General features: G+C 41.0%; 26 protein-coding genes. 13 read left to right on the plus strand and 13 right to left on the minus strand.

Annotation, left to right across the window (positions count from 1 at the left end):
* Positions 1-10: 10 nt before the first annotated feature.
* Positions 11-640, minus strand: coding sequence for an arylesterase (locus FTU58_RS00545; RefSeq protein WP_004972029.1), 630 nt, complete (start codon positions 638-640; stop codon positions 11-13).
* Positions 641-652: 12 nt separating this feature from the next.
* Between FTU58_RS00545 and FTU58_RS00550 the strand changes: the two genes are divergently transcribed.
* The gene (locus FTU58_RS00550; RefSeq protein ID WP_004972026.1) at positions 653-1,402 is read left to right on the plus strand and encodes an ABC transporter ATP-binding protein; all 750 of its coding nucleotides are present in this window, start codon (positions 653-655) and stop codon (positions 1,400-1,402) included.
* A 1-nt stretch (position 1,403) separates the two neighbouring features.
* The gene (locus tag FTU58_RS00555) at positions 1,404-3,893 is read left to right on the plus strand and encodes an ABC transporter permease (protein WP_180061921.1); all 2,490 of its coding nucleotides are present in this window, start codon (positions 1,404-1,406) and stop codon (positions 3,891-3,893) included.
* 46 nt (positions 3,894-3,939) lie between these two features.
* Here FTU58_RS00555 and FTU58_RS00560 read toward each other — a convergent pair whose 3' ends face one another.
* Positions 3,940-4,755 carry a rhomboid family intramembrane serine protease gene (locus tag FTU58_RS00560; protein ID WP_096900974.1) on the minus strand — a complete coding sequence of 272 codons (816 nt, stop codon included), beginning with the start codon at positions 4,753-4,755 and terminating at the stop codon, positions 3,940-3,942.
* A gap of 76 nt (positions 4,756-4,831) precedes the next feature.
* Between FTU58_RS00560 and mtgA the strand changes: the two genes are divergently transcribed.
* On the plus strand, positions 4,832-5,506 hold the full coding sequence (gene mtgA, locus FTU58_RS00565) for a monofunctional biosynthetic peptidoglycan transglycosylase (protein ID WP_004972019.1): 675 nt from the start codon (positions 4,832-4,834) through the stop codon (positions 5,504-5,506).
* A 133-nt stretch (positions 5,507-5,639) separates the two neighbouring features.
* Positions 5,640-7,721 (plus strand): polyphosphate kinase 1, encoded by a 2,082-nt coding sequence (gene ppk1 / locus FTU58_RS00570; protein ID WP_096900973.1) that lies wholly within the window; start codon positions 5,640-5,642, stop codon positions 7,719-7,721.
* A 110-nt stretch (positions 7,722-7,831) separates the two neighbouring features.
* Here ppk1 and FTU58_RS00575 read toward each other — a convergent pair whose 3' ends face one another.
* The 5 genes from FTU58_RS00575 to rubA all read right to left on the minus strand — a co-directional run bounded on the left by FTU58_RS00575 (position 7,832) and on the right by rubA (position 12,160).
* On the minus strand, positions 7,832-8,467 hold the full coding sequence (locus tag FTU58_RS00575) for a LuxR C-terminal-related transcriptional regulator (protein ID WP_004972014.1): 636 nt from the start codon (positions 8,465-8,467) through the stop codon (positions 7,832-7,834).
* Between the two features lie 363 nt (positions 8,468-8,830).
* Positions 8,831-9,736: a LysR family transcriptional regulator OxyR gene (gene oxyR / locus FTU58_RS00580; protein WP_096900971.1), complete on the minus strand. Its 906-nt coding sequence runs from the start codon at positions 9,734-9,736 to the stop codon at positions 8,831-8,833.
* A gap of 13 nt (positions 9,737-9,749) precedes the next feature.
* Positions 9,750-10,688, minus strand: a complete 939-nt coding sequence (locus FTU58_RS00585; RefSeq protein ID WP_131261612.1) for an alpha/beta fold hydrolase — start codon at positions 10,686-10,688, stop codon at positions 9,750-9,752.
* Between the two features lie 56 nt (positions 10,689-10,744).
* Positions 10,745-11,923, minus strand: a complete 1,179-nt coding sequence (locus FTU58_RS00590) for an FAD-dependent oxidoreductase (RefSeq protein WP_180061922.1) — start codon at positions 11,921-11,923, stop codon at positions 10,745-10,747.
* 72 nt (positions 11,924-11,995) lie between these two features.
* Positions 11,996-12,160, minus strand: a complete 165-nt coding sequence (gene rubA / locus FTU58_RS00595) for a rubredoxin RubA (RefSeq protein WP_004972007.1) — start codon at positions 12,158-12,160, stop codon at positions 11,996-11,998.
* A gap of 484 nt (positions 12,161-12,644) precedes the next feature.
* Here rubA and FTU58_RS00600 point away from each other — a divergent pair, with 484 nt between their 5' ends.
* A complete protein-coding gene (locus tag FTU58_RS00600) occupies positions 12,645-13,187 on the plus strand; it encodes an adenine phosphoribosyltransferase (protein ID WP_004972003.1) in 543 nt (180 codons plus the stop codon).
* A 110-nt stretch (positions 13,188-13,297) separates the two neighbouring features.
* Here the strand turns inward: FTU58_RS00600 and FTU58_RS00605 are convergent, their stop codons facing one another.
* Positions 13,298-13,804, minus strand: coding sequence for a YqiA/YcfP family alpha/beta fold hydrolase (locus tag FTU58_RS00605; RefSeq protein WP_026438299.1), 507 nt, complete (start codon positions 13,802-13,804; stop codon positions 13,298-13,300).
* 316 nt (positions 13,805-14,120) lie between these two features.
* On the opposite strand from FTU58_RS00605, the gene lysS reads away from it, so the two are divergent.
* Positions 14,121-15,647, plus strand: coding sequence for a lysine--tRNA ligase (gene lysS, locus FTU58_RS00610; protein ID WP_096900968.1), 1,527 nt, complete (start codon positions 14,121-14,123; stop codon positions 15,645-15,647).
* 73 nt (positions 15,648-15,720) lie between these two features.
* Here lysS and FTU58_RS00615 read toward each other — a convergent pair whose 3' ends face one another.
* The 3 genes from FTU58_RS00615 to FTU58_RS00625 all read right to left on the minus strand — a co-directional run bounded on the left by FTU58_RS00615 (position 15,721) and on the right by FTU58_RS00625 (position 16,964).
* Positions 15,721-16,002 (minus strand): HigA family addiction module antitoxin, encoded by a 282-nt coding sequence (locus FTU58_RS00615; RefSeq protein ID WP_004971994.1) that lies wholly within the window; start codon positions 16,000-16,002, stop codon positions 15,721-15,723.
* Positions 15,999-16,307, minus strand: a complete 309-nt coding sequence (locus FTU58_RS00620; protein ID WP_096900967.1) for a type II toxin-antitoxin system RelE/ParE family toxin — start codon at positions 16,305-16,307, stop codon at positions 15,999-16,001. Before FTU58_RS00620 ends, FTU58_RS00615 begins: the two co-directional genes overlap by 4 nt.
* Positions 16,308-16,433: 126 nt before the next feature.
* Entirely contained in the window at positions 16,434-16,964 is a 531-nt protein-coding gene (locus FTU58_RS00625) for a hypothetical protein (protein ID WP_180061923.1), read from the minus strand.
* Between the two features lie 354 nt (positions 16,965-17,318).
* Between FTU58_RS00625 and cysD the strand changes: the two genes are divergently transcribed.
* Both cysD and cysN read left to right on the plus strand, forming a co-directional pair.
* Positions 17,319-18,227 (plus strand): sulfate adenylyltransferase subunit CysD, encoded by a 909-nt coding sequence (cysD, locus tag FTU58_RS00630; protein ID WP_026438300.1) that lies wholly within the window; start codon positions 17,319-17,321, stop codon positions 18,225-18,227.
* 144 nt (positions 18,228-18,371) lie between these two features.
* Positions 18,372-19,988: a sulfate adenylyltransferase subunit CysN gene (gene cysN, locus FTU58_RS00635; protein WP_096900965.1), complete on the plus strand. Its 1,617-nt coding sequence runs from the start codon at positions 18,372-18,374 to the stop codon at positions 19,986-19,988.
* A gap of 101 nt (positions 19,989-20,089) precedes the next feature.
* Here the strand turns inward: cysN and FTU58_RS00640 are convergent, their stop codons facing one another.
* Positions 20,090-20,557 (minus strand): GNAT family N-acetyltransferase, encoded by a 468-nt coding sequence (locus FTU58_RS00640; protein WP_131261606.1) that lies wholly within the window; start codon positions 20,555-20,557, stop codon positions 20,090-20,092.
* Between the two features lie 281 nt (positions 20,558-20,838).
* Between FTU58_RS00640 and FTU58_RS00645 the strand changes: the two genes are divergently transcribed.
* The 5 genes from FTU58_RS00645 to FTU58_RS00665 all read left to right on the plus strand — a co-directional run bounded on the left by FTU58_RS00645 (position 20,839) and on the right by FTU58_RS00665 (position 23,689).
* Positions 20,839-21,315, plus strand: a complete 477-nt coding sequence (locus tag FTU58_RS00645; RefSeq protein WP_167845869.1) for a hypothetical protein — start codon at positions 20,839-20,841, stop codon at positions 21,313-21,315.
* A gap of 157 nt (positions 21,316-21,472) precedes the next feature.
* Positions 21,473-22,051: a nicotinamide riboside transporter PnuC gene (gene pnuC / locus FTU58_RS00650; protein ID WP_154320936.1), complete on the plus strand. Its 579-nt coding sequence runs from the start codon at positions 21,473-21,475 to the stop codon at positions 22,049-22,051.
* A 12-nt stretch (positions 22,052-22,063) separates the two neighbouring features.
* Positions 22,064-22,348 (plus strand): hypothetical protein, encoded by a 285-nt coding sequence (locus FTU58_RS00655; RefSeq protein WP_096900962.1) that lies wholly within the window; start codon positions 22,064-22,066, stop codon positions 22,346-22,348.
* A gap of 165 nt (positions 22,349-22,513) precedes the next feature.
* The gene (locus tag FTU58_RS00660; protein ID WP_004971978.1) at positions 22,514-23,011 is read left to right on the plus strand and encodes a DUF2505 family protein; all 498 of its coding nucleotides are present in this window, start codon (positions 22,514-22,516) and stop codon (positions 23,009-23,011) included.
* A gap of 258 nt (positions 23,012-23,269) precedes the next feature.
* Positions 23,270-23,689 (plus strand): DsrE family protein, encoded by a 420-nt coding sequence (locus FTU58_RS00665; protein WP_004971976.1) that lies wholly within the window; start codon positions 23,270-23,272, stop codon positions 23,687-23,689.
* A 60-nt stretch (positions 23,690-23,749) separates the two neighbouring features.
* Here the strand turns inward: FTU58_RS00665 and mobR are convergent, their stop codons facing one another.
* Positions 23,750-25,423, minus strand: coding sequence for a phenol degradation transcriptional regulator MobR (gene mobR, locus FTU58_RS00670; RefSeq protein WP_180061924.1), 1,674 nt, complete (start codon positions 25,421-25,423; stop codon positions 23,750-23,752).
* Between the last annotated feature and the right edge of the window lie 103 nt (positions 25,424-25,526).

A 25,526-nucleotide genomic window follows, 5' to 3' on the forward strand; every position in this document is an offset into this window, starting at 1 on the left:
CAAAGGCGCTTTATAAAGCGCCTTTGATATATGGATAAGCATTATTTAGCAAAATAGGCTGAGCTTTGGCATTTGGATGAATTAAATCTTTTTGCATCAATTGCTTATTGCCCGCAATACCTTCCATAAAAAATGGCAGTAATTTGACTTTATATTGCTGACTCACCACTTTATAGTTATTTTCAAATGCTTTGCTATACGCCGAGCCGTAATTTGGCGGCATTTTCATCCCAAAAATCACCACTTTCGCTTTGGCTTTTTGGCTATGCTGAATTAAGTTCGCTAAATTTTTTTGAATCATTTGTGGCGGTTGTCCACGCAAGCCATCATTTCCGCCTAACTCAATGACTACAACGTCTGGACGATGGGTCTGCAGCAATTTAGGCAGACGCGCCAAAGCACCACTGGTGGTTTCGCCACTGACACTTGCATTGACCACTTTATGCTGTTTCGGATACTGTTGTTCTAAACGTTTTTGCAATAAGTGAACCCAACCTTGTTGTGGTTGTATGCCGTAACCTGCACTTAAGCTGTCACCTACAATCATAATGGTTTTTGCAGATACCACGAATGGGCTGAAACATAGTCCGAGCAGCAACACACGCGGGAAGACACGACTAGTTAGATTGCGATTTTGCATAATGGGAAACGTATGACTCAAAACACTAAAGAATCTAATATCATGCCACAAACGATTATTTCTGCCCAAAATTTGACACAAAAGATACAACTTGCACAAAAACAATTGACCATTTTTGAGAATTTAAACTTCGATATTCAGGAAGGTGAACAAGTGGCCATTACAGGTCGTTCGGGTTCAGGAAAATCGACCTTATTGGGTATTTTGGCAACATTAGATCAGGCCAGCAGTGGAAAATTGGTGGTATGTGGTGAGTCAATTGCAGAATTAAACGAAGAACAACGTGCAGAAGTTCGTTTAAAGCATATTGGTTTTGTGTTCCAGTCATTTCAGTTATTGCCGCATTTGACGGCACTGGAAAATGTGATGTTGCCACTACGTTTGCAGGAAAAATTTAAATATGCAGAGGCAGAACAAAAAGCCCTCAACTTGCTGAAACGTGTGGGTTTAGAACGACAAGCACAGCAAACGCCGAAAGTGCTTTCGGGAGGTGAGCAACAACGTGTCGCCATTGCACGCGCTTTAATTCGTGAACCTAAAATTATTTTTGCCGATGAACCGACAGGAAACTTGGATGGGGAAACTGCAACTGAAATTGAGCAATTGTTATTTGAATTGAACCGCGAGTTGGGCACAACCTTGGTGTTGGTCACGCACGACCCGAAACTAGCAGCACAATGTCAGCGTCACTATGCCTTAATTGATGGGCAATTGGTTGAGCAATTTGCAGCTAAGCCAACTGCTGCCATAACAGGAGGATGAAATGAACGCATTATTTCATCCGCTGTTAAAGCAGAGTTTTAAAAGCAGTGGTGTATATTTACTGATTATTGCGCTGACTTTAGCGATTAGTGCGACCACGGCCTTAAAGTTTAGCAATGAACAAATTCAAAATGCGGTAGCGTTGCAAGCGGCAGAAATGTTGGCGGGTGATTTAGTCCTGAGTGACAATGAGCCCATTGCGCAAGACTGGCAGGATCAGGCGACTGCACATCAGTTACAACAGTCGCATGTGACTGTATTTAGTTCGATGGCACATACTCAAGCGCAATTTGTGATGGTGAATGTCAAAGCGATTGAGCACAATTTTCCGTTACGTGGTGAATTGAGGGTGAGTCCTGCAGCGGACAAGATTCAATCTGGTGAAATTTGGCTCAGCCAACGTGCCATGGATTTGCTTCACGTTAAACTTGGTGAAACGGTGAATATTGCCGATGCAGCATTTACCGTGACTGCAAAAATTGAACACGATTCTAATCAGGAACTCGGTTTTTCAGGTTTTTCGCCGACAGTGATAATTTCACAGGCCGATGTAGCACGTACCCACGCGATTCAAGTGGGTAGCCGCATAGATTACCGTTTGTTGTTGGCAGGCAGCGCCAAAGATACACAAAATTTTGAGCAGTATTTTAAAACACATACACAACAGCCTGCACAGGCACAGCAAACGGCCAGCCCTGAACAAAACTTTGAAGAACAAAGTAGTTTAAGACTACGCAATGCCAGTGAAGGCAATACTCGCTTAATGCGCCCAATTGCCAATTTAGACACCTTTTTACAGTTAGCGAATATCCTGACCATTTTATTGTGTGGGATTGCGATTGGTTTGACCAGTCAGCGCTATGTGCAACAAAATCAGGATCATATCGCCTTATTACGTTGTATTGGTGCAAGTAAACGACAAATTTTAGCCGCTTATTTGGCTTTGCTTGCTTTGGTCTTAATTATCGCTATGGGCATTGGCAGTATTTTGGGCGTGACGTTGGGCTATGCTTTGTTGCAAATCATGCTGCAACTGATTCCGCACCTGGAAATTCAATTTTCAGCCATGGCAATGTTGCTTGGGCCATTGCCAATCGCCATGCTCACCAGTGCTGTGGTGGTGTTGGGTTTTGTGCTGCCTAATTTATTGCAATTGCTGAATACCGCACCGATTCGCGTGATTCGCCAACAAGACAAAAGCATGCGCGCTTGGTGGTGGATGTTGCTTACAGGGACGCTAAGTCTAATCGTATTTTGTGTGGTCTTGACCGAAAGTTTAGTGCTTAGTACATGGGTGATTGGTGCGATTATTGCGCTGTGCGTATTGCTGTATGGAGTGGTGTGGAGTTTATTAAAATTATTGCGTCATTCTAAAGGCAGACTCGCAGCGTATATTCGTGCGCCTGCTGTCACGGCATTTCAAATTACTGCATTGGCTTTAGGATTAAGTTTAATTACGGTACTTGCAGTGTTGCGTACCGACCTGCTAGATCGTTGGCAGCAGCAATTGCCCGAAGGAACACCCAATCAGTTTGTTTACGGCTTGCCACCGTTTGATATGCCTGAGTTTCAACAACAATTAACGCAGCAGCAGTGGCACAGCACGCCACTTTATCCAAATATACGCGGGCGTTTGGTCGCCAAAAATGATCAACCTTTTGCCGACGCCTTAATTCAGCAAAGCAATACGTTAAGACGCGAACTCAACCTGACACAGTCTGACCGTTATCCTGCCGATAATATCATTGTAAATGGGCAAGCCAATTTCAGTGCAGTGGGACAAGTGTCAGTAGAAGCAGATACGGCTGCCGAGTTGGGCATTCAAATTGGTGATCGACTCAGTTTTAGTTTGCCTGAAGGCATACTTGAAGCCGAAGTGATTAATCTGCGTACGGTGGAGTGGGAAAGCTTTAGTCCAAATTTTTTCTTTATTTTTTCACCGCACACTATGGATGAAAATGCAGGCAGTTATTTGGGCAGTTTCTATGTGCCTGAAGCAGATAAACCGAAACTAATTCAATTGATTCAGCAATTTGCCAACACAGTGTTTATTGATGTCAGCCTAATTTTGGATGAAATTAAACGCATTGTGAATGTGTTGGTGCAGATCATCACCATTTTAGCCATTTTGGTGAGTGTGTCTGGGCTGTTGGTATTAATCGCGTGTTTAAACTTGCTGATGGATGAGCGCAAACGCGAAGTCGCATTACTGCGTTCTTTTGGTAGTTCTAAACAAAAACTCAAACGTATGTTGAGTCTGGAAATCGGTTTTATGGGCTTTATAGCGGGAATAGTGGCGTGTTTATTTGCCGAAGTCATTAGTGCTGTTGCCAGTTACCGCATGGATTTAATGCTGCAACCACATTGGGAAATCTGGCTGATTTTGCCTGTATTTATGACCGTGCTGTGTGCCTTGATTGGACGTTATCGTTTAAGTTATTTATGCGATATTCCGCCACTGCAAAGTTTAAGGGAGATGAATCAGTCCTGATTCATCTCTAGTTGATGTTGTTTTACTTGCTGTAAAGGTTGATTGTTCAACCCAGACTGCGTTGCATCATGCTAAGCAGTTCTTGCCAAAGGGGTTGAATTGGAGCAAGCAGTTTATGGCAATACCAGTAAAATGCAGCACAACCCAATGGTGCAAGGAGCATCGCAAAACTGTTCACTAAGTTACTGTGTTTGCTGCGTTGTCCAAGGTACCAAATGATTGTCATGGCTGCGCCCATGAGCATGCCGCCAATATGTGCAGCATTATTAATGCCACTGATCATAAAGCCCATACCTAAGTTCAGTGCCATCACCATCACCAAAGTCTTGCCATCCAACAGAAATTTTTGGCGAGGTAATTGGGGCAATAACGCCAATACCGTCAGTGCAGCTCCAAGTCCCATCACTGCACCCGATGCACCTGCACCCACGCTAGGTAACAGCTTTGGATTAGCGACACCTTGTTCGAGCAGGGTATAGCTGTCTTGAATGCTGACATAGCCACTAAGCAGGCTACCCATCAAACCTGCGCAAACATATAACACTATAAAATAGACACGCCCAAACAACTGTTCACTGACGCTGCCAAAAATATACAAGGCCCACATATTTAACATTAAATGTACTAAACCGAAATGAAAAAACATGCTGCTGAACAGGCGAATGGGTTCCGCCAAAAAGGTTAAAGGTGCATAATCAGCACCCCAGCGTATTGCATCTTGCGGGCTAGGATTGCTAATGTTCATGCCGTTGAGCACTTGCCATGCAAACAAAGCCACGTTTATTGCAATCAGGGCTGCGGTAATCCACCACAGGTGAATTTCAACTTTATTGTTGCGCAGGTTTGGGGGATGTTGGGACATATATTTGAATATTGTGTCGTAGTGATCAATCTAAGCTTAACACGAAAAAATAACGCTTCAGGAGCCATGCACCAAGATGAAAGCTTTTTTTATACGAACTTTGTTAATTCTTGTCAGTGTGGTGCTTTTGGTTCAATTATGGATTTTTAGCAGCTTGGTGTGGTGGCGTACGCAGCCTGTGCAATCGACCATGATGATGCGTTTGGATTATTGGGCTGAACCGAGTAAGCCTATACAACACCAATGGCGCGACTATGACCAACTCAGTGATAATTTAAAGCGAGCTGTGGTGACTGCCGAAGATGGCAAATTTATGCAACATCATGGCTTTGACTGGGAAGGTATTCAAACTGCGCTGGAACGGAACAAAGATGAAGGCAAGGTTGTTGCAGGTGGTTCCACAATTTCTCAGCAGCTCGCCAAGAATTTGTTTTTATACAATAAGCGATCTTTTTTGCGTAAAGGGCAAGAAGTTGTGGCGACATGGATGATGGAACGCATGTGGTCAAAGCAGCGTATTTTAGAGGTCTATCTCAACTCGGTAGAATTTGGCGATAATATTTATGGTGCCGAAGCTGCGGCACAGCATTATTTTGGCAAAAGTGCAAAAAGTTTAAGCCGTGATCAAGCAATTTTCTTGGCTGCGATTTTAACCAATCCAAAATATTTTCAGGAACATCGTAATGCGGGGGCATTAAAAGCCCGTAAACAGATGGTGCAGCGCTATATGCGTTATGCGGAAATTCCCTAAATTGAGCGAAAACAAACTATAAAATGTGAAAATATCCACAAAGCCTAATTTTTTAGGCTTTTTTTATGAAAATGTCACAAAATTGAAGCATACTTGTAGCAGTGCCAAACATTTTAAAAAAGCATAGGTGGGTATGAATACGGCAACAGGCGCGACTCCTGCGCAAACAGAATATACATATAATGATCGCTACATTAACCGCGAACTGTCTATTTTAGATTTCCATTTGCGCGTGCTTGAGCAAGCTGTCGATCCGTTGCATCCTTTGTTGGAACGCATGAACTTCCTGCTGATTTTTTCACGTAACTTGGATGAGTTTTTTGAAATTCGTGTTGCGGGCATGATGGAACAATTGGACTTGGGCAATGAAAGCCGTAGTCCAGATGGTTTAACCCCTAAGCAGGTGTTAGATCAAATTTCTAAAACAGCACATGCTGCTATTGAACGCCAGTACCGTATTTTAAATCAGGAAATTTTGCCAAAATTACGTGAAGAAGACATTTGTTTCTTACGTCGTGGTGAATTAACCCCTGCACAATCGGCATGGGTGAAAAAATATTTCCAAGAGCAAGTTGCCCCTGTATTAACCCCAATTAGCCTAGACCCTGCACATCCATTTCCACGTTTGGTCAATAAAAGTCTGAATTTTATTGTGACTTTAGAAGGGAAAGATGCTTTTGGTCGTCAAATTGATTTGGCGGTTGTTCCTGCACCACGTTCATTACCACGTGTAGTTCGTTTACCCGATGAACTTACAGGCGGTAAAGAGCACCACGTCATGCTTTCAGCAATTATTCATGAGCATGTGTCTGACTTATTCCCGGGCATGACTGCGACTGGATGCTATCAATTCCGTGTGACCCGTAATGCAGATTTGGCCTTAAATGAAGATGTAGAAGACTTGGCCAAAGCCCTAAAAGGCGAATTAAACTCACGCCGTTTTGGTCGTGCGGTACGTTTAGAAGTAACGCACAACTGCCCGAAAGCCATTTATGATTATTTGCTAGATGAGTTCGATCTTGAAGAAGAACAACTTTATAAAGTAGATGGCCCAGTGAACTTGGCGCGTTTATTGTCTAATTTTAAACGTCCACATTTACGTTATGATTCACATACACCCGCCATTCCAAAGGTGTTAAAAAAGTCTGAAAATATTTTTTCAGCGATGCAAAAGCAAGACATTTTATTACACCATCCGTTTGAATCTTTTGCACCCGTGATTAACTTGCTGCGTGAAGCTGCACGTGATCCACAAGTCTTGGCAATCAAACAAACTTTATATCGTAGTGGCGCAGATTCTGAAATTGTACAAGTGCTTGCAGAGGCTGCACGAAACGGTAAAGAAGTGACTGCGGTGATTGAACTGCGTGCACGTTTTGATGAAGAATCTAACATTGCTGTGGCTAACGTGTTGCAAGAAGCGGGCGCTGTGGTTGTGTACGGTATTGTGGGGTATAAAACCCACGCCAAAATGATTTTGGTGGTGCGCCGTGAAAATAATAAATTGGTGCGTTATGTACATTTAGGCACAGGTAACTACCACGCAGGCAATGCGCGTATTTATACCGACTATGGTTTACTGACCACAGACAAAGAGCTGTGTGAAGATGTGCATCGTATTTTCCAAGAGCTAACAGGCATGGGTAAAATGGCAAAACTGAAAAAGTTGTTGCATGCACCATTTACCCTGCACGCACAGTTGGTGAATTATATTGATGAAGAAATTGCCAATGCTAAAGCAGGTAAGCCCGCACAAATTATTGTGAAAGTGAATGCACTGACTGAAATGCAATTGATCAATAAATTGTACGAGGCGTCTCAGGCGGGTGTGCAAATTGATCTCATCATCCGTTCAATTTGCTGCTTGCGCCCAGGTTTGCCGGGCTTATCGGAAAATATCCGTGTGCGTTCGATTGTCGGACGTTTCCTTGAACATACCCGTGTCTATTATTTCTCTAATAATGGCAATCCACGTATTTATTGTTCAAGTGCTGACTGGATGGATCGTAACTTATTTAACCGCGTTGAAGCGTGTTTCCCAATTGAAGATCCAGCTTTGAAAAAGCGTATTTATGAGCAAGGTTTATTGACCTACATGCAAGACAATCAACAGGCGTGGCTGTTGCAGGGTGATGGAACTTGGGTGCGTGTAAAAGCAGCTGAGGGTGAAGAACCACACAATGCGCAGCGTATCCTGACCGATAGTATTGTTTAGTTTCAAACATTTATAACAGGTAAAAAGAGCGATGCCAGACATCGCTCTTTTTTTGTTTCTAATATTTATTTAAGACTTATATTTTTGATAGATATTTATTGATCAATAATTTAAGAAAAACAGCACATCGCATCATCCGCATTCATAATTTTGCGATAAATACTTTTCACATAACCATGCACCAGTTGTTCTGAAGCATTCAGGTTGGCAGCAACTTGTTGTGAAGGTAAACCTTGTCCTGAAAGCGCCAATATTTCATGTTCAGTTTTAGAGAGTGCCAAAGAATGACCATGTGCGACAATGGATTGTTCGCAGGCTAAGATTTCATTGGCTAAGTTGCCGTCTAGCGGTGAGCCGCCACGTAAAATGGTGCGAATCTGGTTTTGCATGCCTGTTGCAGATTGGTCGCTAAAGACATAGGCTGAAATGCCTAAATGAATAGCTTGTAGCAATTGTTTTGGCATACTTGAAGGCAGCACCGCCACAATTAAGGTATCTTTACGGAAAAGTTTGAGATTTTGGATAAAATCAATTTGAGCTTTTGACCAAGACTGTAAATTGATAAATACCAAATTAGGCAAATGTTGCTGCACCATCAGCACTGCATTTGCGAGCGATGGGCTGCAAAGTAGAACCTCTTTAGGGTAGCCAAAATTTTGTAAAATGTGGCTTAAATTTTGTGATGCTTCTACCTGATCATCAATCAGCAGAACAGGCACAGGTAAAATGAGATCTCTGTGAATCATGGCAATTACTCCTGTGCTGTTCTATAAATAATTTTGATAAATAGATTGTGCGTGATATTGCTGTAACTGAATATCCTTAAATATAGTGATTTTTATATAAAAATGGTAAATATAAGTAATTGTTGCTGAATATTTTTTTTGAAATGTGTTGAAAACGTGAGTAATGTAACTCGATACCGTTCTTTCGTTCAGTTGTAAGAGTGAATTGTTGAATTTGTGATGAATCTCACATTTTAAAACTTATTCATATTTATAAGTCACTTAAATCATAGTGAACTGCAAAAACAATACGCATTTTTGAACGAAAAATAAAAAAGGAGCCATGTTGGCTCCTTAATGAAATGTTGGATCGTGTGTCTAAATTTAGACTGCGTTTTGAGTGATTTTCTGTAAAATCTGCAGCAAAACGTCAAATTCACTTTGTAATGGCGTGCTTTTACGCGTCACTAAAGCCAAAGTACGGCTTGGTGCAGCCTCAATACTTTTGATCTGTAAATCTGGATTCGATTTGATCATGGCATTATGAATTGCAATTTCAGGCAATAGGGTAAAGCCTAAATTTGCAGACACCATTTCAACCAAGGTCGGCAAAGAGCTGGCTTTTAAACGATGATCGTTTTTGCGTTCACCAATCGGGCAAGCACTTAAAGTGTGATCACGTAAGCAATGACCTTCTTCAAGCAGCATTAAACGCGATAAATCCAAATCATCTAAAGAATTGGCCTGCGCCGATTTTTGATCGCCCTTGTGATAAACCAAGAACAAATCTTCTTTAGAAATTTCAGCCACTTTCAAACCACGCGTATCGAATGGCAGGGCTAACACCACCATATCTAAATTGCCGTGTTCCAGTTTTTCGACAATTTTTTCACTTTGCGCTTCGTGTAAATGCAATTGAATTTTAGGTAGCTGCTTATGCACTTCATCTAACAGTTGCGCCAAAATAAATGGGGCAATGGTTGGAATCACGCCTAAGTGTAAATCACCTGTGAGAGGCTCACTCATTTCACGGCTTAAACGCATTAAGTCCTGTGCATCTGCTAACAGAACACGGGCGCGTGCTACGACTTGTTCACCCAATGGGGTTAAACGTACATTCTGTCGATCACGTTCTACCAGTACGCCGCCAAGCAGGCGCTCCAGTTCCATGATCCCGCCAGACAAAGTCGACTGAGTTACAAAAGAACGGCGAGCCGCTTCTGTAAAATGTAACGTTTCAGACAGTGTAACGAGGTATGACAGCTGTCTTAAAGATGGTAATGCAGCCATAGTGTCCTAATGATTATGATTTAAAGTGGTGAGCAAACAGTTCGCTAAGATGAGGAATAAAGTGTGGAGGAATATCATGCCCCATTCCTTTGATTAATTCAAACTTAGCGCCCGGAATCGCTTTCGCAACAGCCTTACCATGCCCTGGTGGGAGCAAACGATCTTGCGAACCATGTACCACAAGGGTAGGTTGCTGAATTTGTTTGTCCAGTTGTAGCAACGAGCCTGTACATAATATTGCTAAAAACTGTTGAAGTACACCCGCAGGGTAATAACTTCGCTGATATAATTTGCGTGCAGTTTGCATCGTTTCGAGTTGATTCACATAGCCAGGTGAGCCTATCACCTTAAATAGTTTTAAACTATGATCAACAATGCCATTTTCATCTTGTGATTTTGGTCTTTCTAGCAAGCTGAACAGTTGTTTCGGAAATGGTGGTGGTAAAAAAGGCTGGTTATTACTGGTAAATAATAAGCCTAAATTATTCACGCGATCTGCATATTTGGCTGCCAAAATTTGTGCAATCATGCCGCCCATAGAAGCACCAATCACCTCGGTCTTTTCAATGCCTAAGCGCTCTAATAGCAATGCAGCATCATCCGCCATATCAAATAAGTTATAAGGCGCACCGTGGTTTTGCAGACCTAAGCTAAAACGCCCCATCATTTTATAGGTGTTCAGACGTGGACCTTTGTGGCGAATTTTGGATGACAAACCAATATCGCGGTTGTCATAGCGAATGACACGATAGCCCTGATCAATCAGTGATTTACAAAAGAAATCGGGCCAGTACAACATTTGTGCGCCTAAACCCATAATCAGCAAAATAGGTGGATCTTCAGTTTTGCCGCCCACTTCGACATGCAGCTGAATTCCGTTGCCTAAATCGACTTTGGTTTCGTGCATAAATGCCGTATAGGGCGATGTGGTGAACTGAAGTGCACTATTCATGTTGTGATCCTCATGTCAGGCAAGGGCGAAATCAATCGCCCTTTATTGTTTTTATTTTATTCCGATACAGGCAATAAGTCTGGCACTAATTTGGTCAAACTCAAGCGTTGTTTGGCCGCTGTTGTGCCTAATAGGACAAAGCCACGTAAGGTATCGGTTTGGTCATAGGCTCTGGCAATCATGCCATCGTCAAATTCTTCGGTATGCCAGTTGACATCTACCCCTAGTGGCGCAGGTAAAACGGTCAGTGGTGCAGCAGGTGTTTTCACTGCAACAGGCATGGCAGGGTAGTGTACCTGAGTAGTTTCACCATTTAAGGTTTTGGCTAAGGCACGTGCTTGCTGCATGATTGGCATCACATACGGCAATAAAATACCATTCACTTCCGCACAGTCACCTACTGCATAGATATCAGCTTGGCTGGTTTCAAGTTGCGCATTGGTTAAGACCCCACGACTGGTTTCGATGCCTGCTGTTTTAGCCAAAGCAATGTTTGGTTGTAAACCAATGGCAGACAGTACCACATCGGCAATTAAAGACTGACCACTGGTAATGGTCACTAAATAGTCGTCATTTTTAATTTTCGAAACTTTTTCAACGGTTGTACCCAATACAAAATGGATACCCGTTTCTTCTAGGTTTTGTTTAAAAGCACTGGCTACATAATCCGGCAATAAACGACCTAGTGGTTGTGGTGCAAGGTCAATCACCGTGACTTGGTGTCCTGTTTGCTGCAAGTCATTGGCAAATTCACAACCAATTAAACCTGCACCTAAAATCACCACACGTTTGTCTTGACGTTGTTCAAGCTGTTGGCGAAATGCGGTGTAATCACTTAAATTATTTACCACATGAATGTCATCACTGCCATCGCCCGCAATGGCTAAACGTACAGGATTCGCACCCACTGCCAAAACCAATTTAGAATAAGGTTGTTGGCTGCTTACACCCTCTTTTTCTAATTCAAGTACATGCGCTTCTGCATTAATTGCTTTAACCCAAGTGTGGGTTTCAATACGCATATTGAGTTGGCTTGCCATTTTAGCTGCATCGCCCAATGCAATTTGAGCAGGGGCTTTATTGCCCGCCAATGCGTTAGATAAAGTTGGTTTGGCATAATTGGCAGCATCATCTGCACAAATCATGACTAACTCTTGTTCTGCATTTAGCTTACGAAACTCGCGTGCAACAGTATAACCTGCCATGCCTGAACCAATAATAACGATAGGATGCATAAGGTGAACTCCAAATGAGGGCATAGAAATTGGCGTTAAAAAAAGACCATCGGACATGGTCTTTTCGTGGTCTTAAACTTCAATCATTTCAAAATCAGCTTTTGAAACGCCGCAGTCTGGGCAAGTCCAGTCATCAGGAATATCTTCCCATAATGTACCTGCCACAATACCATCTTGAGGCCAGCCTTCTGCTTCGTCATAAATCCATCCACAAACGATGCATTGATACTTTTTCATTCAATTCTCCATAAACCGATCTTTAAATTTCCAGATCAGCAAAAAACTTATCTACGACTAGTTGTATGATATATCTATTTGATTAAATTTTTACGCAGTTATACGGCTAAAGTAAAGTAAATAAGCGATTTTAATCTGTGCTTTTATAGAATGAATAGCTGCATGGGACATAACCGCGCAGAAAAGACCTCTTTTGATATAGATACGGCATTGTAATGAGAGAATGGCTGCAGGAAAAATCACGTTTTTATGCGTTTAAATGCCATTTAAGACCTTGGTCGTACAGTAAAAGTCTTATATTTTTGCTATTTTATTATGGAATAAATATATATTAATATTTTTAAGTATATTAAAGTTTATAAAAATCAAAACCTTGTAGTGTTTTGATGCGTGATTGATGGCAGTCTTGCCGATTCGATCACTAGCCTTATGTGAAAATAAACGGTAAAATTCAACCATTCTTTAGTCACATTTCTGATCTTCCATGAGCAATTTGTCTACTTTTTTGTGGTCGCATATTCGTACAGTTCCTCATTTTCCAAAACCAGGCGTAGATTTTTATGATTTAACGCCTTTGTTTATGAATAATTTGGATTCATTAACAGATGCTTTAATTGCCAGCATTCCTGCAGAAAAATTAGCTGAAGTTGAAAGCTTTATTGCAGTAGAAGCACGTGGTTTTGTATTGGCGAGCCTTTTGGCACAGCGTACAGGCAAAGGTTTGGTACTTGTGCGTAAAGCAGGTAAATTGCCACCACCAGTTGTGGGTGTGGGTTATAGCTTAGAATACGGTTTAGACCGTTTAGAAATGGCTGCCGATGTGCAAGCGCAAAAAGTCATTATTGTAGATGATGTATTGGCGACAGGTGGCACTTTAAAAGCAGTGAAACAATTGGCTGAAAAATGTAATCATCAAGTTTTAGGTGCAAGCATTTTCCTAGACTTACCAGATTTACACAAAAATTTAGGTTTAGATATTTGGTCCGTATTGGACAATAAATCTAAACCAGAACAAGCAGTGGCTTAATCCTTTTAAGTTATTGTAACTGCTGTAAAAAAGCCTGATCTCCATAGTTGTGATCAGGCTTTTTTAATGGGTGATGTTTAATTGATTATTTTTAATGGATAGCTTTGACTTTATTTGGCAAGATAAGCTTGTTCGATTTGCTGAATACAAGAATTAATATTTTCTGGATGCAATAAGCGATGATGCCCAGACTCAAAAGTAGAGGTCTGCATATAGTTTTCTAAAAATGCTTGCGCGGCATGCATATCCAAAATTTCATCGCCCAATTCTAAATAAGCCAATTGTGGAATATCGTGCTGCAAGTCATCATCTGAAATTGCAGGATAGTCATTGCGAAACGTGGGAGCTAAACTTGGATTTGCCACCACACACGGAATATGGTGCGACAAAGACATTTTGAGTGCCCAATAGCCGCCTAGACTATGTCCCACCAAAATTTCAGGCTTAATTTTTTGAATGATATTGTGATAAAAATCGGCAACAGTTTGATAATTTAAGTTGCGATAATCGACATTGATACAAAATTTTTGTTTTGCATCTATGGCATGGAATTTAGTCGACTCCCGCGAGGAATCTAATCCATGTAAAAACAAGACTTTTAAAGCACATGTATTCATTGCCAGATTCACAAAGTTAAACATCTTGAGTCAAACTGAGCCTAAAGATAAAGTGGATAGAAAATAAAATATTTAGACTGATACATCAGCAGGTTTAAAAACAGCAAAATACGGTCTTTTTCATCTATTTTCTGAACAATATTGTAGTGCGCTTAGCCTGAGAAAGAAGTTAGCTTTTGGTCTAAGTCTACAAAAAATCACAAAAGCAAGTGGCAATTTAAAAAATAAATTGCTCGAGTCAGAGAAGGCATACGAAATCGTGTCTAAATCTGCTATTCTATTGAACTTCTTTTTTTAGTAATTATTCGAGGCAGAGATGACGCAACATAACGCTCAATCGACTTCTGAACCCACTATTTCCGAAAACGATTTAATTGCGCAGCGTCATGCCAAGTTAAAGCAAATTCAAGAACAAGCGCAGGCGAAGGGAACTAGCCCTTGGCCAAATACGTTTAAGCGTGAAAACTACGCAGAAGATTTGCAGGCACAATTCGCAGAAGTTTCTAAAGAAGAAATTGAAGCAGGCGAAAAAGTGTATGTGTCTGTAGCAGGTCGTGTGATGTTGAACCGCGGTTCATTCATCGTAATTCAAGACATGACAGGTCGTATTCAGTTGTATGTGGCGCGTAAAGAACTTAGTGCTGAAACATTAGAGACGATCAAGAGCCTAGATTTGGGCGATATTATCGCAGTGAAAGGCTATATTGGTCGTTCAGGCAAAGGCGATTTATATGTTCATATTCAACATTTTGAATTGTTGACCAAATCTTTACGTCCATTACCAGACAAATATCATGGTTTAAGCGATACCGAAGCGAAATATCGTAAGCGTTATTTAGACTTAATCGTAAATGAAGACACCCGTAAAACCTTTGAAATTCGTGCCAAAGTGGTTTCGGGTATTCGTGCATTTTTAACTGAACAGCGTTTTATGGAAGTTGAAACGCCAATGATGCATGTGATTCCTGGTGGTGCATCGGCACGTCCATTTGAAACGCATCATAATGCTTTAGATATGCCGTTATTCTTGCGTATTGCGCCTGAATTATATTTAAAGCGTTTAGTGGTTGGCGGTTTTGAACGTGTGTTTGAAATTAACCGTAACTTCCGTAATGAAGGGGTGTCTACACGTCATAACCCTGAATTTACCATGATCGAATTCTACCAAGCTTATGCCGACTATAAAGATTTGATGGCATTGACTGAGCAAATGCTAGAAAAACTGGCTTTGGATATTTTGGGTACTACCGATGTGCCGTATGGCGATGAAGTGTATAGCTTCAAAGGCCCATTCAAGAAAATTTCTATGTTTGATGCCATTCTTGAGCATAATCCACAATTCACGCCAGAAAATGTTAATGACCGTGATTTCTTGGCTAAATTTGTGCAGGAAGAATTGAAAGAACAGGTGAAGCCTGGTTTTGGTTTGGGCAAACTACAAACCATCGTGTTTGAAGAAACCGTAGAAACTCAATTACGTCAGCCGACTTTCATTACAGAATATCCTGCAGAAACGTCGCCTTTGGCACGTCGTAATGACGATAACCCACACATTACTGACCGTTTTGAGTTCTTTATTGGTGGTCGTGAATTGGCGAATGGTTTCTCAGAATTAAATGACCCGATTGACCAAGCTGAGCGTTTCCAAGCACAGGTTGCAGAAAAAGACGCAGGCGATGATGAAGCGATGCATTACGATGCAGACTTTGTTGAAGCTTTGGAATACGGCTTACCACCAACTGCAGGTGAGGGCATCGGGATTGACCGTTTGGTAATGTTGTTTGCCAACGCTGCGAGTATCCGTGATGTGATTTTATTCCCACACATGCGTCATAAAAACTAAGTTTTAGCGCATCGTTGACGACATAAAAAACAACCTGCAGAAATGCAGGTTGTTTTTTTGTTGTAACTTAAAGTTAAACACTTGCCACCAATTTTTTGATCATAGGTCGCTGGCGTTGACTGGCAAGCCATAAATCATGCTGCATTTGTAAATTCAACCAAAACTCTGGTGAGGTTTCTAAGGCTTCACTCAAACGAATCGCCATATCTGCAGAAATTCCAGTATGACCATTCAAAATGCGAGATAGGTTTGCACGTGTCACTCCAAGTGCTTGAGCCACTTCAGTCACAGAAGTTTCACCAATATATTCGCGCAACATTTCGCCCGGATGAGGTGCATTAAACATCATATTCATCTTTGTACTCCTGCGCTAGAAGCTATGTGATAATCCAAATAATCTACAATGTAGACATCACCATCTTCAAATTTAAAAATTACACGCCAATTACCATTTACTGTTAGTGACCATTGATCTTGTAGATTTCCACTCAATTTATGTAAACGCCAATTGGGTGGAGTTCGCAAATCATTCACCGTAGATGCAGCATGTAGTGCTGCAAGTATTAAACGTAATTTTGTAGAATGCGCTGCTTGAATACCTGCTGTTGAACCAGTTTGGAAAAAAGCCTGAAGACCTTTATGTTTAAAACTCTTAATCAAGCCTTAGTATCCAAGTGTATTGTGTATATGTACAGTATACGATAATTTCGAGTTTAATCAATCAACCAGTTTTGGCGGGGTTTAAGTGCATCTTGCGTAATCCGCAGAAACTTAAAGTGATGATGCTTATAACAACGCCGTTTGAATCCGTACTTTCATCTCTAAAGCTTGCTGCAAAATATGCGCTTTCATCCAAGTTACTTGTGTACCCATGGGGTTGGTTTTAATAGCAGTGTTTAAGAAATCCAGTTTTTCTTGCGAAAATAATTGCGTTTCAATCGCTTGATGCAGTTCTGCCGTGGTTGCATTTAAAGGCACATCTACCAAATAAAAACCTTTAGGATAATTATAAAATGCATACATTAAGTTAAAGGCTTTTTGTTCGGCCTTTAAATTGCCCGCACCAATTTCATAGCTGCGGTTTTGATTGCTATGCGTCACGCCTATTAAAAAGGAGAGTTGTTGATCACGGCAACGCAAACCAAATTGCAGCCCAATCTGATCTGCACTGAGTTCATGTTGCACAAAAACATTCAGCATTGAAGCATCATCGTTTAAAGGCTCTTGTAGGACGAGTAGCTCAGGGCTGTGCTGATACAAAAAACCAGCCAGCTGCGCCTGTTCAAGTTTGGATTTGATCTGTTCAATCTGTGGCATGGGAGCATCTTAAAAATAAAAAAATATGTTTTTACTTTAAGCATTTTTTGTTCATGCTTGAAGCACTGAATTAGATGAATAATCTATGAAGTTATTCAAAAATGAGCAGCTTGTAAGCGCGATTTGTATGTATCAAACGTAGCGAGAATGACGTTAAATTTCAATATATGATGGAATAAACTATTGATTAAATAAAACTTATACTGCTTATTGGTTTTCTTTTATATGAGCTTTTTGCATATAAATATAATAAAACAAGCAATAGTCTGCATAACTAAGTCACTATAATGAAAATCAAATTCTATCTGTGTTATTCGTACACAAGTTTAAGTACATCTGGTGTGATCAATGTCAATAAATCAGGAAAGACTTACTCATCTTAAACAGCTTGAAGCTGAGAGTATTCATATTATCCGTGAAGTTGCAGCCGAGTTTGAAAATCCAGTCATGTTGTATTCGATTGGTAAAGATTCAGCGGTAATGTTGCATTTGGCTTTAAAAGCATTCTATCCAGCGAAACTGCCATTTCCACTGTTACATGTGGATACAGGCTGGAAATTCAAAGACATGATCACTTTCCGTGACAACATGGCAAAACAGCACGGTTTTGACTTGATTGTTCATCAAAATAAAGAAGGGGTAGATGCCAACATTAACCCATTCGATCATGGCAGTTCTAAATATACCGACATCATGAAAACCCAAGGCTTAAAACAAGCTTTAGATAAATACGGTTTTGATGCGGCATTTGGTGGCGCGCGTCGTGATGAGGAAAAATCACGTGCCAAAGAACGTGTTTATTCTTTCCGTGATGCAAAACATCGTTGGGACCCGAAAAATCAGCGTCCTGAATTGTGGAATTTGTATAATGGCAAGGTCAATAAAGGCGAAAGTATTCGTGTGTTCCCATTGTCTAACTGGACTGAATTGGATATTTGGCAATACATTTACCTCGAAAGTATTCCATTAGTACCGTTGTATTTGGCTGCAGAACGTCCTGTCGTTGAGCGTAGCGGCACTTTAATTATGGTCGATGACGAACGCATGCCGTTGCTAGAAGGTGAAGTTCCACAAATGAAATCGGTACGCTTCCGTACTTTAGGTTGTTATCCACTTACGGGTGCAGTCGAATCAGAAGCGAATACCTTGCCTGAAATTATTCAGGAAATGCTATTGGCAACCAGTTCAGAGCGTCAGGGTCGTATGATTGACCACGATGAAGCTGGCTCGATGGAAAAGAAAAAGCAAGAAGGTTACTTCTAATCTCTCCTGAAAAATCTCCCCAAACCCCTCTTTATAAAGAGGGACTTATAAAAAGCGGAGCAAAGCCTCCCTTTATAAAAGGGAGATTTAGAGGGATTAAAGATTAAAAAACCGATTTCTAAAAAATATGTGGAGCTTTGAGCAATGTCTCATCAATCGAATTTAATTAGCCAAGATATTTTGGCGTATTTAAAACAGCACGAAAACAAAGATCTACTGCGCTTTTTAACTTGCGGTAACGTAGACGATGGTAAATCGACATTAATTGGTCGTTTGTTGTATGACTCAAAATTGATTTATGAAGATCAATTACAAGCCGTGACTCGTGACTCGAAAAAAGTCGGCACTACGGGCGATGCACCTGATTTAGCTTTATTGGTCGATGGTTTGCAAGCCGAGCGTGAGCAGGGCATTACCATTGATGTGGCTTATCGTTATTTTTCTACTGAAAAGCGTAAGTTCATCATTGCCGATACACCTGGGCATGAGCAATATACACGTAACATGGCAACAGGTGCATCGACTTGTGACTTGGCGATTATTTTGATTGATGCGCGTTATGGCGTACAAACTCAGACCCGTCGTCATACTTTTATTTCTAGTTTATTGGGCATTAACAATATTGTGGTTGCTATCAATAAAATGGATTTGGTGGATTATTCAGAAGCACGATTTAACGAAATTCAGACGGAATATGCGAACTTTGTGAATCAACTGGGTGATCGTAAACCATCGAATATTATTTTCACGCCAATTTCTGCCTTAAATGGCGATAACGTGGTGAACAAGTCTGAGCATACCCCTTGGTACACAGGCGATACTTTAATGGGAACATTGGAGTCGGTAGAAATTAACCGTAACTCGGCTCAAAATGATTTCCGTTTCCCTGTGCAGTATGTCAACCGTCCAAACCTTGACTTCCGTGGTTTCTGCGGCACGATTGCTTTGGGCGATATTCATGTGGGTGACCGCATTGTGGCATTGCCATCGGGCAAAAGCTCGACAGTAAAAGAGATTGTGACTTTTGATGGCAATCTTGAACATGCAATTGCAGGTCAAGCAGTTACCCTAACACTGAACGATGAAATTGATATTTCACGTGGTAATGTGTTGGTGCGTGAAGATCAAGTGCGTCCTGAAATTTCACGTGCTGTAAATGCCACTGTGGTGTGGATGGCTGATCAGCCACTATCTATTGGCAAGCTGTATAACTTAAAAGTGGGTACACAAACTGTGCCTGCAAAAGTCACAGCCATTCATTACCGTACCAATGTGAATACTTTGGAACAGGTGCAGGTTGAACAGCTTGAACTGAATGCAATTGCCAATGTCACCATCGAATTTGATGCGCCTGTGGTATTTGACCGTTATCAAGACAGTCGTTATACGGGTTCGTTTATTTTCATTGATCGTTTAAATAACGTGACCATTGGCGCAGGTATGGTTGAAGCTTGCGTAGAATGGACTGCACACAGTACACCTGTAACAGCCGAAGACCGTGCTGCACGTTTGGGTCAAAAACCTGCAGCGGTATGTGTACCAAGCCAAGCACTTGAACAGGCACAAGCACTTGAAAGCTTGCTGATTCAGCAGGGTATTGTTGCCATTGCCAAAGCAGGTTTAGATGCTGCGCAGGTTGCATTACTCCGCGAAACGGGCATTGTGGTCATTAGTGATGTAAACAGTGGTGCAGATGCAGAGTTGACTGCGACAGCTACAGAAGAACTGGCAGAAAAAATTATTGCCCTAGTTCGCTTATAAAATTAGATTCGTTTATAAAATCGAATCCACATCCCCAAAAAACCGCTTTCACCTGAAAGCGGTTTTTTTATGTGCGTTCACTATATTGGAAAGTTTGTTTTTTAAGTGTGCTCTAAGGGTTCGCCATTGAGATGTTTGAGCATGGGTGTGAAGTGCCCATAGCTAATTTTTTGAGGTTGTATTTCAAAGCCATTTTTTTCATAAAAACTTAAAGCAGTCTGTGTGCTAAATACACTCATGTGCGATACATTTTTGCGCTTTAAATCGCTTATTGCTTCAAATAACAAGGCTTGACCAATACCGCGTTGTTGTACTTCGGGGGCAATGGCATGTTGTAAAATTTGCCCGCGATCACTCATCATAATAAAGCCAACCACCACATGCTGTAAGACATAGACCCAACAATTGTTGTAATGCAGCAGCATTAAAATATTTTCATAGCTTTTATTTTCTAGCCATGCCTGAATTTTGGCTTCATTGCGTTGATGATCTTGAATACAAGAGCGAATACTGGCGTGTAATACCGCAACCAAATTGGCGACATCTTGAATTTGTGCAGCTCTAATCATCTAGGCTTAGGGTGATAGATAAAAACAAGGCTCTATTGGAAGCGAAAAGTGTTTAAAGAAATAGCAGAAAATTGTTGTGTTTTACTGCGTTATACTGCAGCACAAGTCCTATTTTTAAGGCAATCGGTATCATTGTGTAATTGAGCATTGCACTTTTTAGCGATGCATGGATGGAATCATCTGTTAAAGCATAAGCGTTGAAGCGTGCAGCAGCGAATAGACGCTAAGCCCTGAAATGGTTATACTTTATTGAAACGCCTGAAATAAGAGCGAAGACCAAGATGGCAAAACTATTGTTATGGATTTTGTTGTTGATTGCCGTATATGCAGTCTGGAAAGTCTGGTTCAAAATAAAAATTAATCGTACTTTTCAGCAAAGCTGTCAAGATATTGCCAATATTGTCCAAGACCCGATTACCCACAAAGCACCGCGCCCTGTAGAAGAGGTGGTGGAAGAAGTTGCCGAATACGAACAGCAATTATTTGATGATATCGCAGAAATATTTTTAAGCTTAAAAGTATCTAGTCGTGACCCTGAAGATGCCGAAACTATTCAACAAGAAGTGCTGAATAAAATGCCTGCCAAAGCACATACGCAAATTCGTCAGTTAGACTTGGGGGAGTGGTCAATTTACTGGAGTTTTTACGAGCAATCCCTTGAATATTTTGTCGGCAAATACGGAGTTTTTATTACCCATGTAGACCGCTTTGGGCAAGAGCATAAATACAATAATTCAGAGCAGTTTCAAACAGATTGATTTTCATGCCTGATTTTCTGTTTATGATTTTACAGAGGTTTCTTGAAAATTAATTGCAGCATCTTCTTGTCAGTTAAGTGTTTGGTTAAATGTTGAGTTTTGCGCTATTTTCCCGAAAAGAGGTATCATGCCTTTTTCTTTTACATAGGCAGCATCAATGTCAGTTTTAGAAATCATTGCTGTGTTGATTAGTGTTTTAGGCGTGACCTTAACCATTAAGCGACATATAGCTTGCTGGGTGGTGAATTTTATTGCCTGTTTGCTGTATGCCTATTTGTTCTTTGAATATCAATTGTATGGCGAAACGGTATTACAAACCCTATTTATGGGCATGGCTGTTTATGGTTTTTTCCAGTGGAAAACTGCACAGCAGCAAAAACAACATATCATCATTCAAAGCTTGCCACTCTCTAAAATGTGGCTGCAAATTGCACTGAGTAGCATACTGGGTTTACTGTTTGGGCTAAGTTTAAAGTGGTGGACGCAGGCTTCACTGCCTTTATTGGATGCACAACTGGCAGTTATGAGTCTATTGGCAACCTATTGGACCAGTCGTAAATACTTGGCTACATGGGTGTTATGGATTGTGGTCGATCTGGTGTATATCGGCATGTTTATTTACAAAGAGTTGCTGTTAACGGCTGTGTTATATGCAGGTTTTGTGGTTCTTGCTTATTTGGGCTGGCGTGAATGGCATAAAATCCGACAACAACATGCGGCACATTCTGCGGTGTGATGGCGTGTAGCGATGAGCAATTTAATTGATTTTAAACAGGCGCAGCTTAAACAATTTGATTTATTGGCATTGGATATTTTAGCGTATCCTGAGCGTTATTTACAGTTTGATTCGATTGCAGATTTTTACCAAGCCCAGTGGTTAGATGATTTCCCCAAAGGGACGACATGGTGTTCCACAGGACTAGATGATGGCGCAGAACATTTTTATGCCAAAATTGAATTTTATGGGCATTATTTAACTATTTATAGCCATGAAACCTATGCCGCTGAATTTGGCATCATTCACACAGAATAGACAAAATAGAGTCAATGACAGCAGGCGGAAAAAACATTTTAATAGCCTGAAAATAAAGTTGTATTTAGGATATAAAACAGCTTATACCCGTTGAGCATCAGCCAAATTATATTGCACGATGATGCTAGACCTACTCCATCAATAAACAAAATAAAAGGAACTCAAATGGCTCATCAATTTACTGTAAACGCCACCATTCATGGCGTTTCAATTGACGAATTTAAGCGTTTAGTGGCAGATGTTGCTTTGCATGAAGCAGTCTGCAAGCGTATTCCTGGTGAAAATTTGGAAATTTTAGAATCTAAAAAGAACGGTGATATTTACACTTTACGCCGTGCTTATAATTTAGATGTGAATATTCCAGATATGGCTAAAAAATTATTAAAAGATGCATTTCGTTTAAAACGCAATGATGTGACCCATTTAACGGCGCTTACTTCTACCGTGGAGCTTGGTGCAAACTTGCCTTTAGAAGCTAAAGGCGAGCGTAGTGTGACAGGCAACCATGAAAAAATTGATATTCAATTAAACTGGACAATTAAGGTTAAAGTGCCATTGATTGGCGGCATGTTGGAAAAACATGCAGAAGGGGAAATCCGTCGTTTCAGTGAGTTGGAAATTGGTATTGTAGAAGATGAACTCAAGAAAAATTTAGCGGCTTAACCCTTCATTTCTACTAGAAAAGATTGCTCTTAAATACATGCTTGGCGCTGCCGTTTTCGGTGGCGCTTTGTTTTTTGGACGTATTGAATTGTGATTGTTGATGCTGGGGTCATTTTACAGTGATCAATTTTTGATTTTTGAAAAAGTTTAGTGCTTGGCTTTATTGCATACAGACTATCGTCTTAATTTATTATTTAAATATAGTATATTTATTATGCTAATATTTTGACCAGATTTAAATTGAGTGTGAGTTCTGCCATGAAATTGATTCAGTTGTTATGTTTATCGGTTTTGCTGACCTTTGCCAGTCTATCTCCAGCAATGGCAGAGAGCAAAAAAGATCCACTTTTTGTCTTGCTTACCAGCAGTGATGCGCACCGCACCAAAATGGCAATTGGCATGAGCAATAACCAATTTGGCAAAGGTCATCCACTGACGATTTATTTGGTCGATCAAGGCGTAATGTTGGCATCTAACCGCTTTGAACATAAATATGCAGAGCATCAGAACATGCTGAAAAGTATTATCGCCAAAGGTGGTGATGTGTATATCTGCAAAATGTGTATGGAGCAGTACGGTGTTGTTGAAGGTGACTTAATGAAAGGTCTGAAATATGCCAATCCAGATGCTATGGGTGAAGCAATTTTCCGTCCAGGCACTCAGACACTGAGCTGGTAATTCGGCTGCTTGAAATGCAAAAGCCTTGTTGAAAAACAGGGCTTTTTTATTGCGGAATTTCTAGCGCATGGCGTATTTTTTTAAACGATAATCCAGTGCAGCGCGGGAAATTCCCAATAAGCGTGCCGCTTCAGATACATTGTGTTTGGCTTTTTGCATCGCGGTGATAATCAGTTGTTGCTCATGCTGTTCTAAATCAAAACCTTCGGTTAAAAGCGTGTCTAAATCTACGCTGTCTTGCTCATCTACAGTATGGTCGCTGTGCATTTGCGGAAACAGGGCATTCAGTTTAATCAGTTGTTGATCTTCCGTCAGTAGTACCGCACGTTCGAGCAGGTTTTCCAGTTCACGAATATTGCCAGGCCACGCATAGCTTTGCATAAAGTTAGTGGCTTTTTCACTGACGCCTTGAATTTGTTTGTCATACATTTTTTCAAAGCGTTTTAAGAAATGTGCAACCAATAATGGTAAATCTTCACGGCGTTCACGCAGCGGAGGAATCTGCACAGGAAAAATGTTTAAACGGTAATATAAATCGGCACGGAAACGACCTGCTTTAACCGCTTGTTCTAAATCTTCATTGGTTGCAGCAATCACGCGAACATCAATATGACGGGTTTGCGAATCTCCAACGCGTTCCACTTCACCTTCTTGTAGCACACGCAGCAAAGCCGCTTGAGCGCGTGGCGAAAGTTCAATCACTTCATCTAAAAAAATAGTACCGCCATGGGCGCGTTCAAATTTACCTAAGCGTGATTGATGTGCACCTGTAAATGCACCTTTTTCAACACCAAACAGTTCAGATTCAATCAGTTCAGGCGGAATTGCCGCACAGTTGACCGCAACAAAAGCATGTTCTTTACGTTGACTCAGTTCATGCACACCACGGGCAAAGGCTTCTTTCCCGACCCCTGTTTCACCTTGCAGCAAAATGGAAACTTTGGCACCTGCGGCTTTTTTGAGTAAGTCACACACCCGCTGATAAGCCGCCGATTGTCCGACTGAGCTGAACATGCTGTAGTCATTTTTACTGGTGGCATAAATCGACTTTTTCAGTTCATACAATTCGGCTTGCAGTGCAATGAGTTCCTGTTCCATCGGTTCAGGCGACATGAACTGAATCAGCTCATCGGCATTTTCCCATTCACTGAGTTGTTTACCAATAATACGGCAATGCTCACGCCCGCAGGCTTTACATTCCACTTCCTGATAAATAATGGTCATGCCTGTGGCAAAACTGCTGTAACCGCAAGCATAGCCCAGCAGCATCCAGCAGGAAGGTTCGTGACTCAGTCCAAATTGCTCAACATGCACATCGGCTTCAAAAGAGTTATGCCAGTTTAAGTCTGCATAAAACTGTTTTTTCTTTTGATTTAAAATCAATTGATTGGCAGAAACTTGCACCATGCCACGAATACCGTGCATTTGCGGCCCTGCCATAAAAGCCTGTTCTTCAATTAAACCTGGGCGCATTTTAGTAGTGACTTCTGCATCTTTCAGACCTGCCTGATAGCCCAAACGAATAAAAAAGCGTTTGGTGCGTTCCATCCCAATCATATTGGCAAGGTCTTTACGCAAATAGCCCATGATGCTGGTATGCATCAGCAACATGCGATACTCATCAAACCAGATTTGTCCACGCTCGGTGTCAAAATGTAGTTTGGAAAGCAGGTCGTGAATTTCCTGAGGATGACCTGCATATTTGCCGCTGCTGTCGTATTTTACTCGTACCATGCGCCGTGTTTAATCCATTAAATTCGAGGCTGTTTAGCCATCTTATGCAAATTCGTGAAAATTCAATAATACCTAAACAGCATCATGCCAAACCTTAAAGGTA

The organism is Acinetobacter sp. YH12120 (genome assembly GCF_013418795.1).
GTDB classification, from domain to species: Bacteria; Pseudomonadota; Gammaproteobacteria; order Pseudomonadales; family Moraxellaceae; genus Acinetobacter; species Acinetobacter towneri.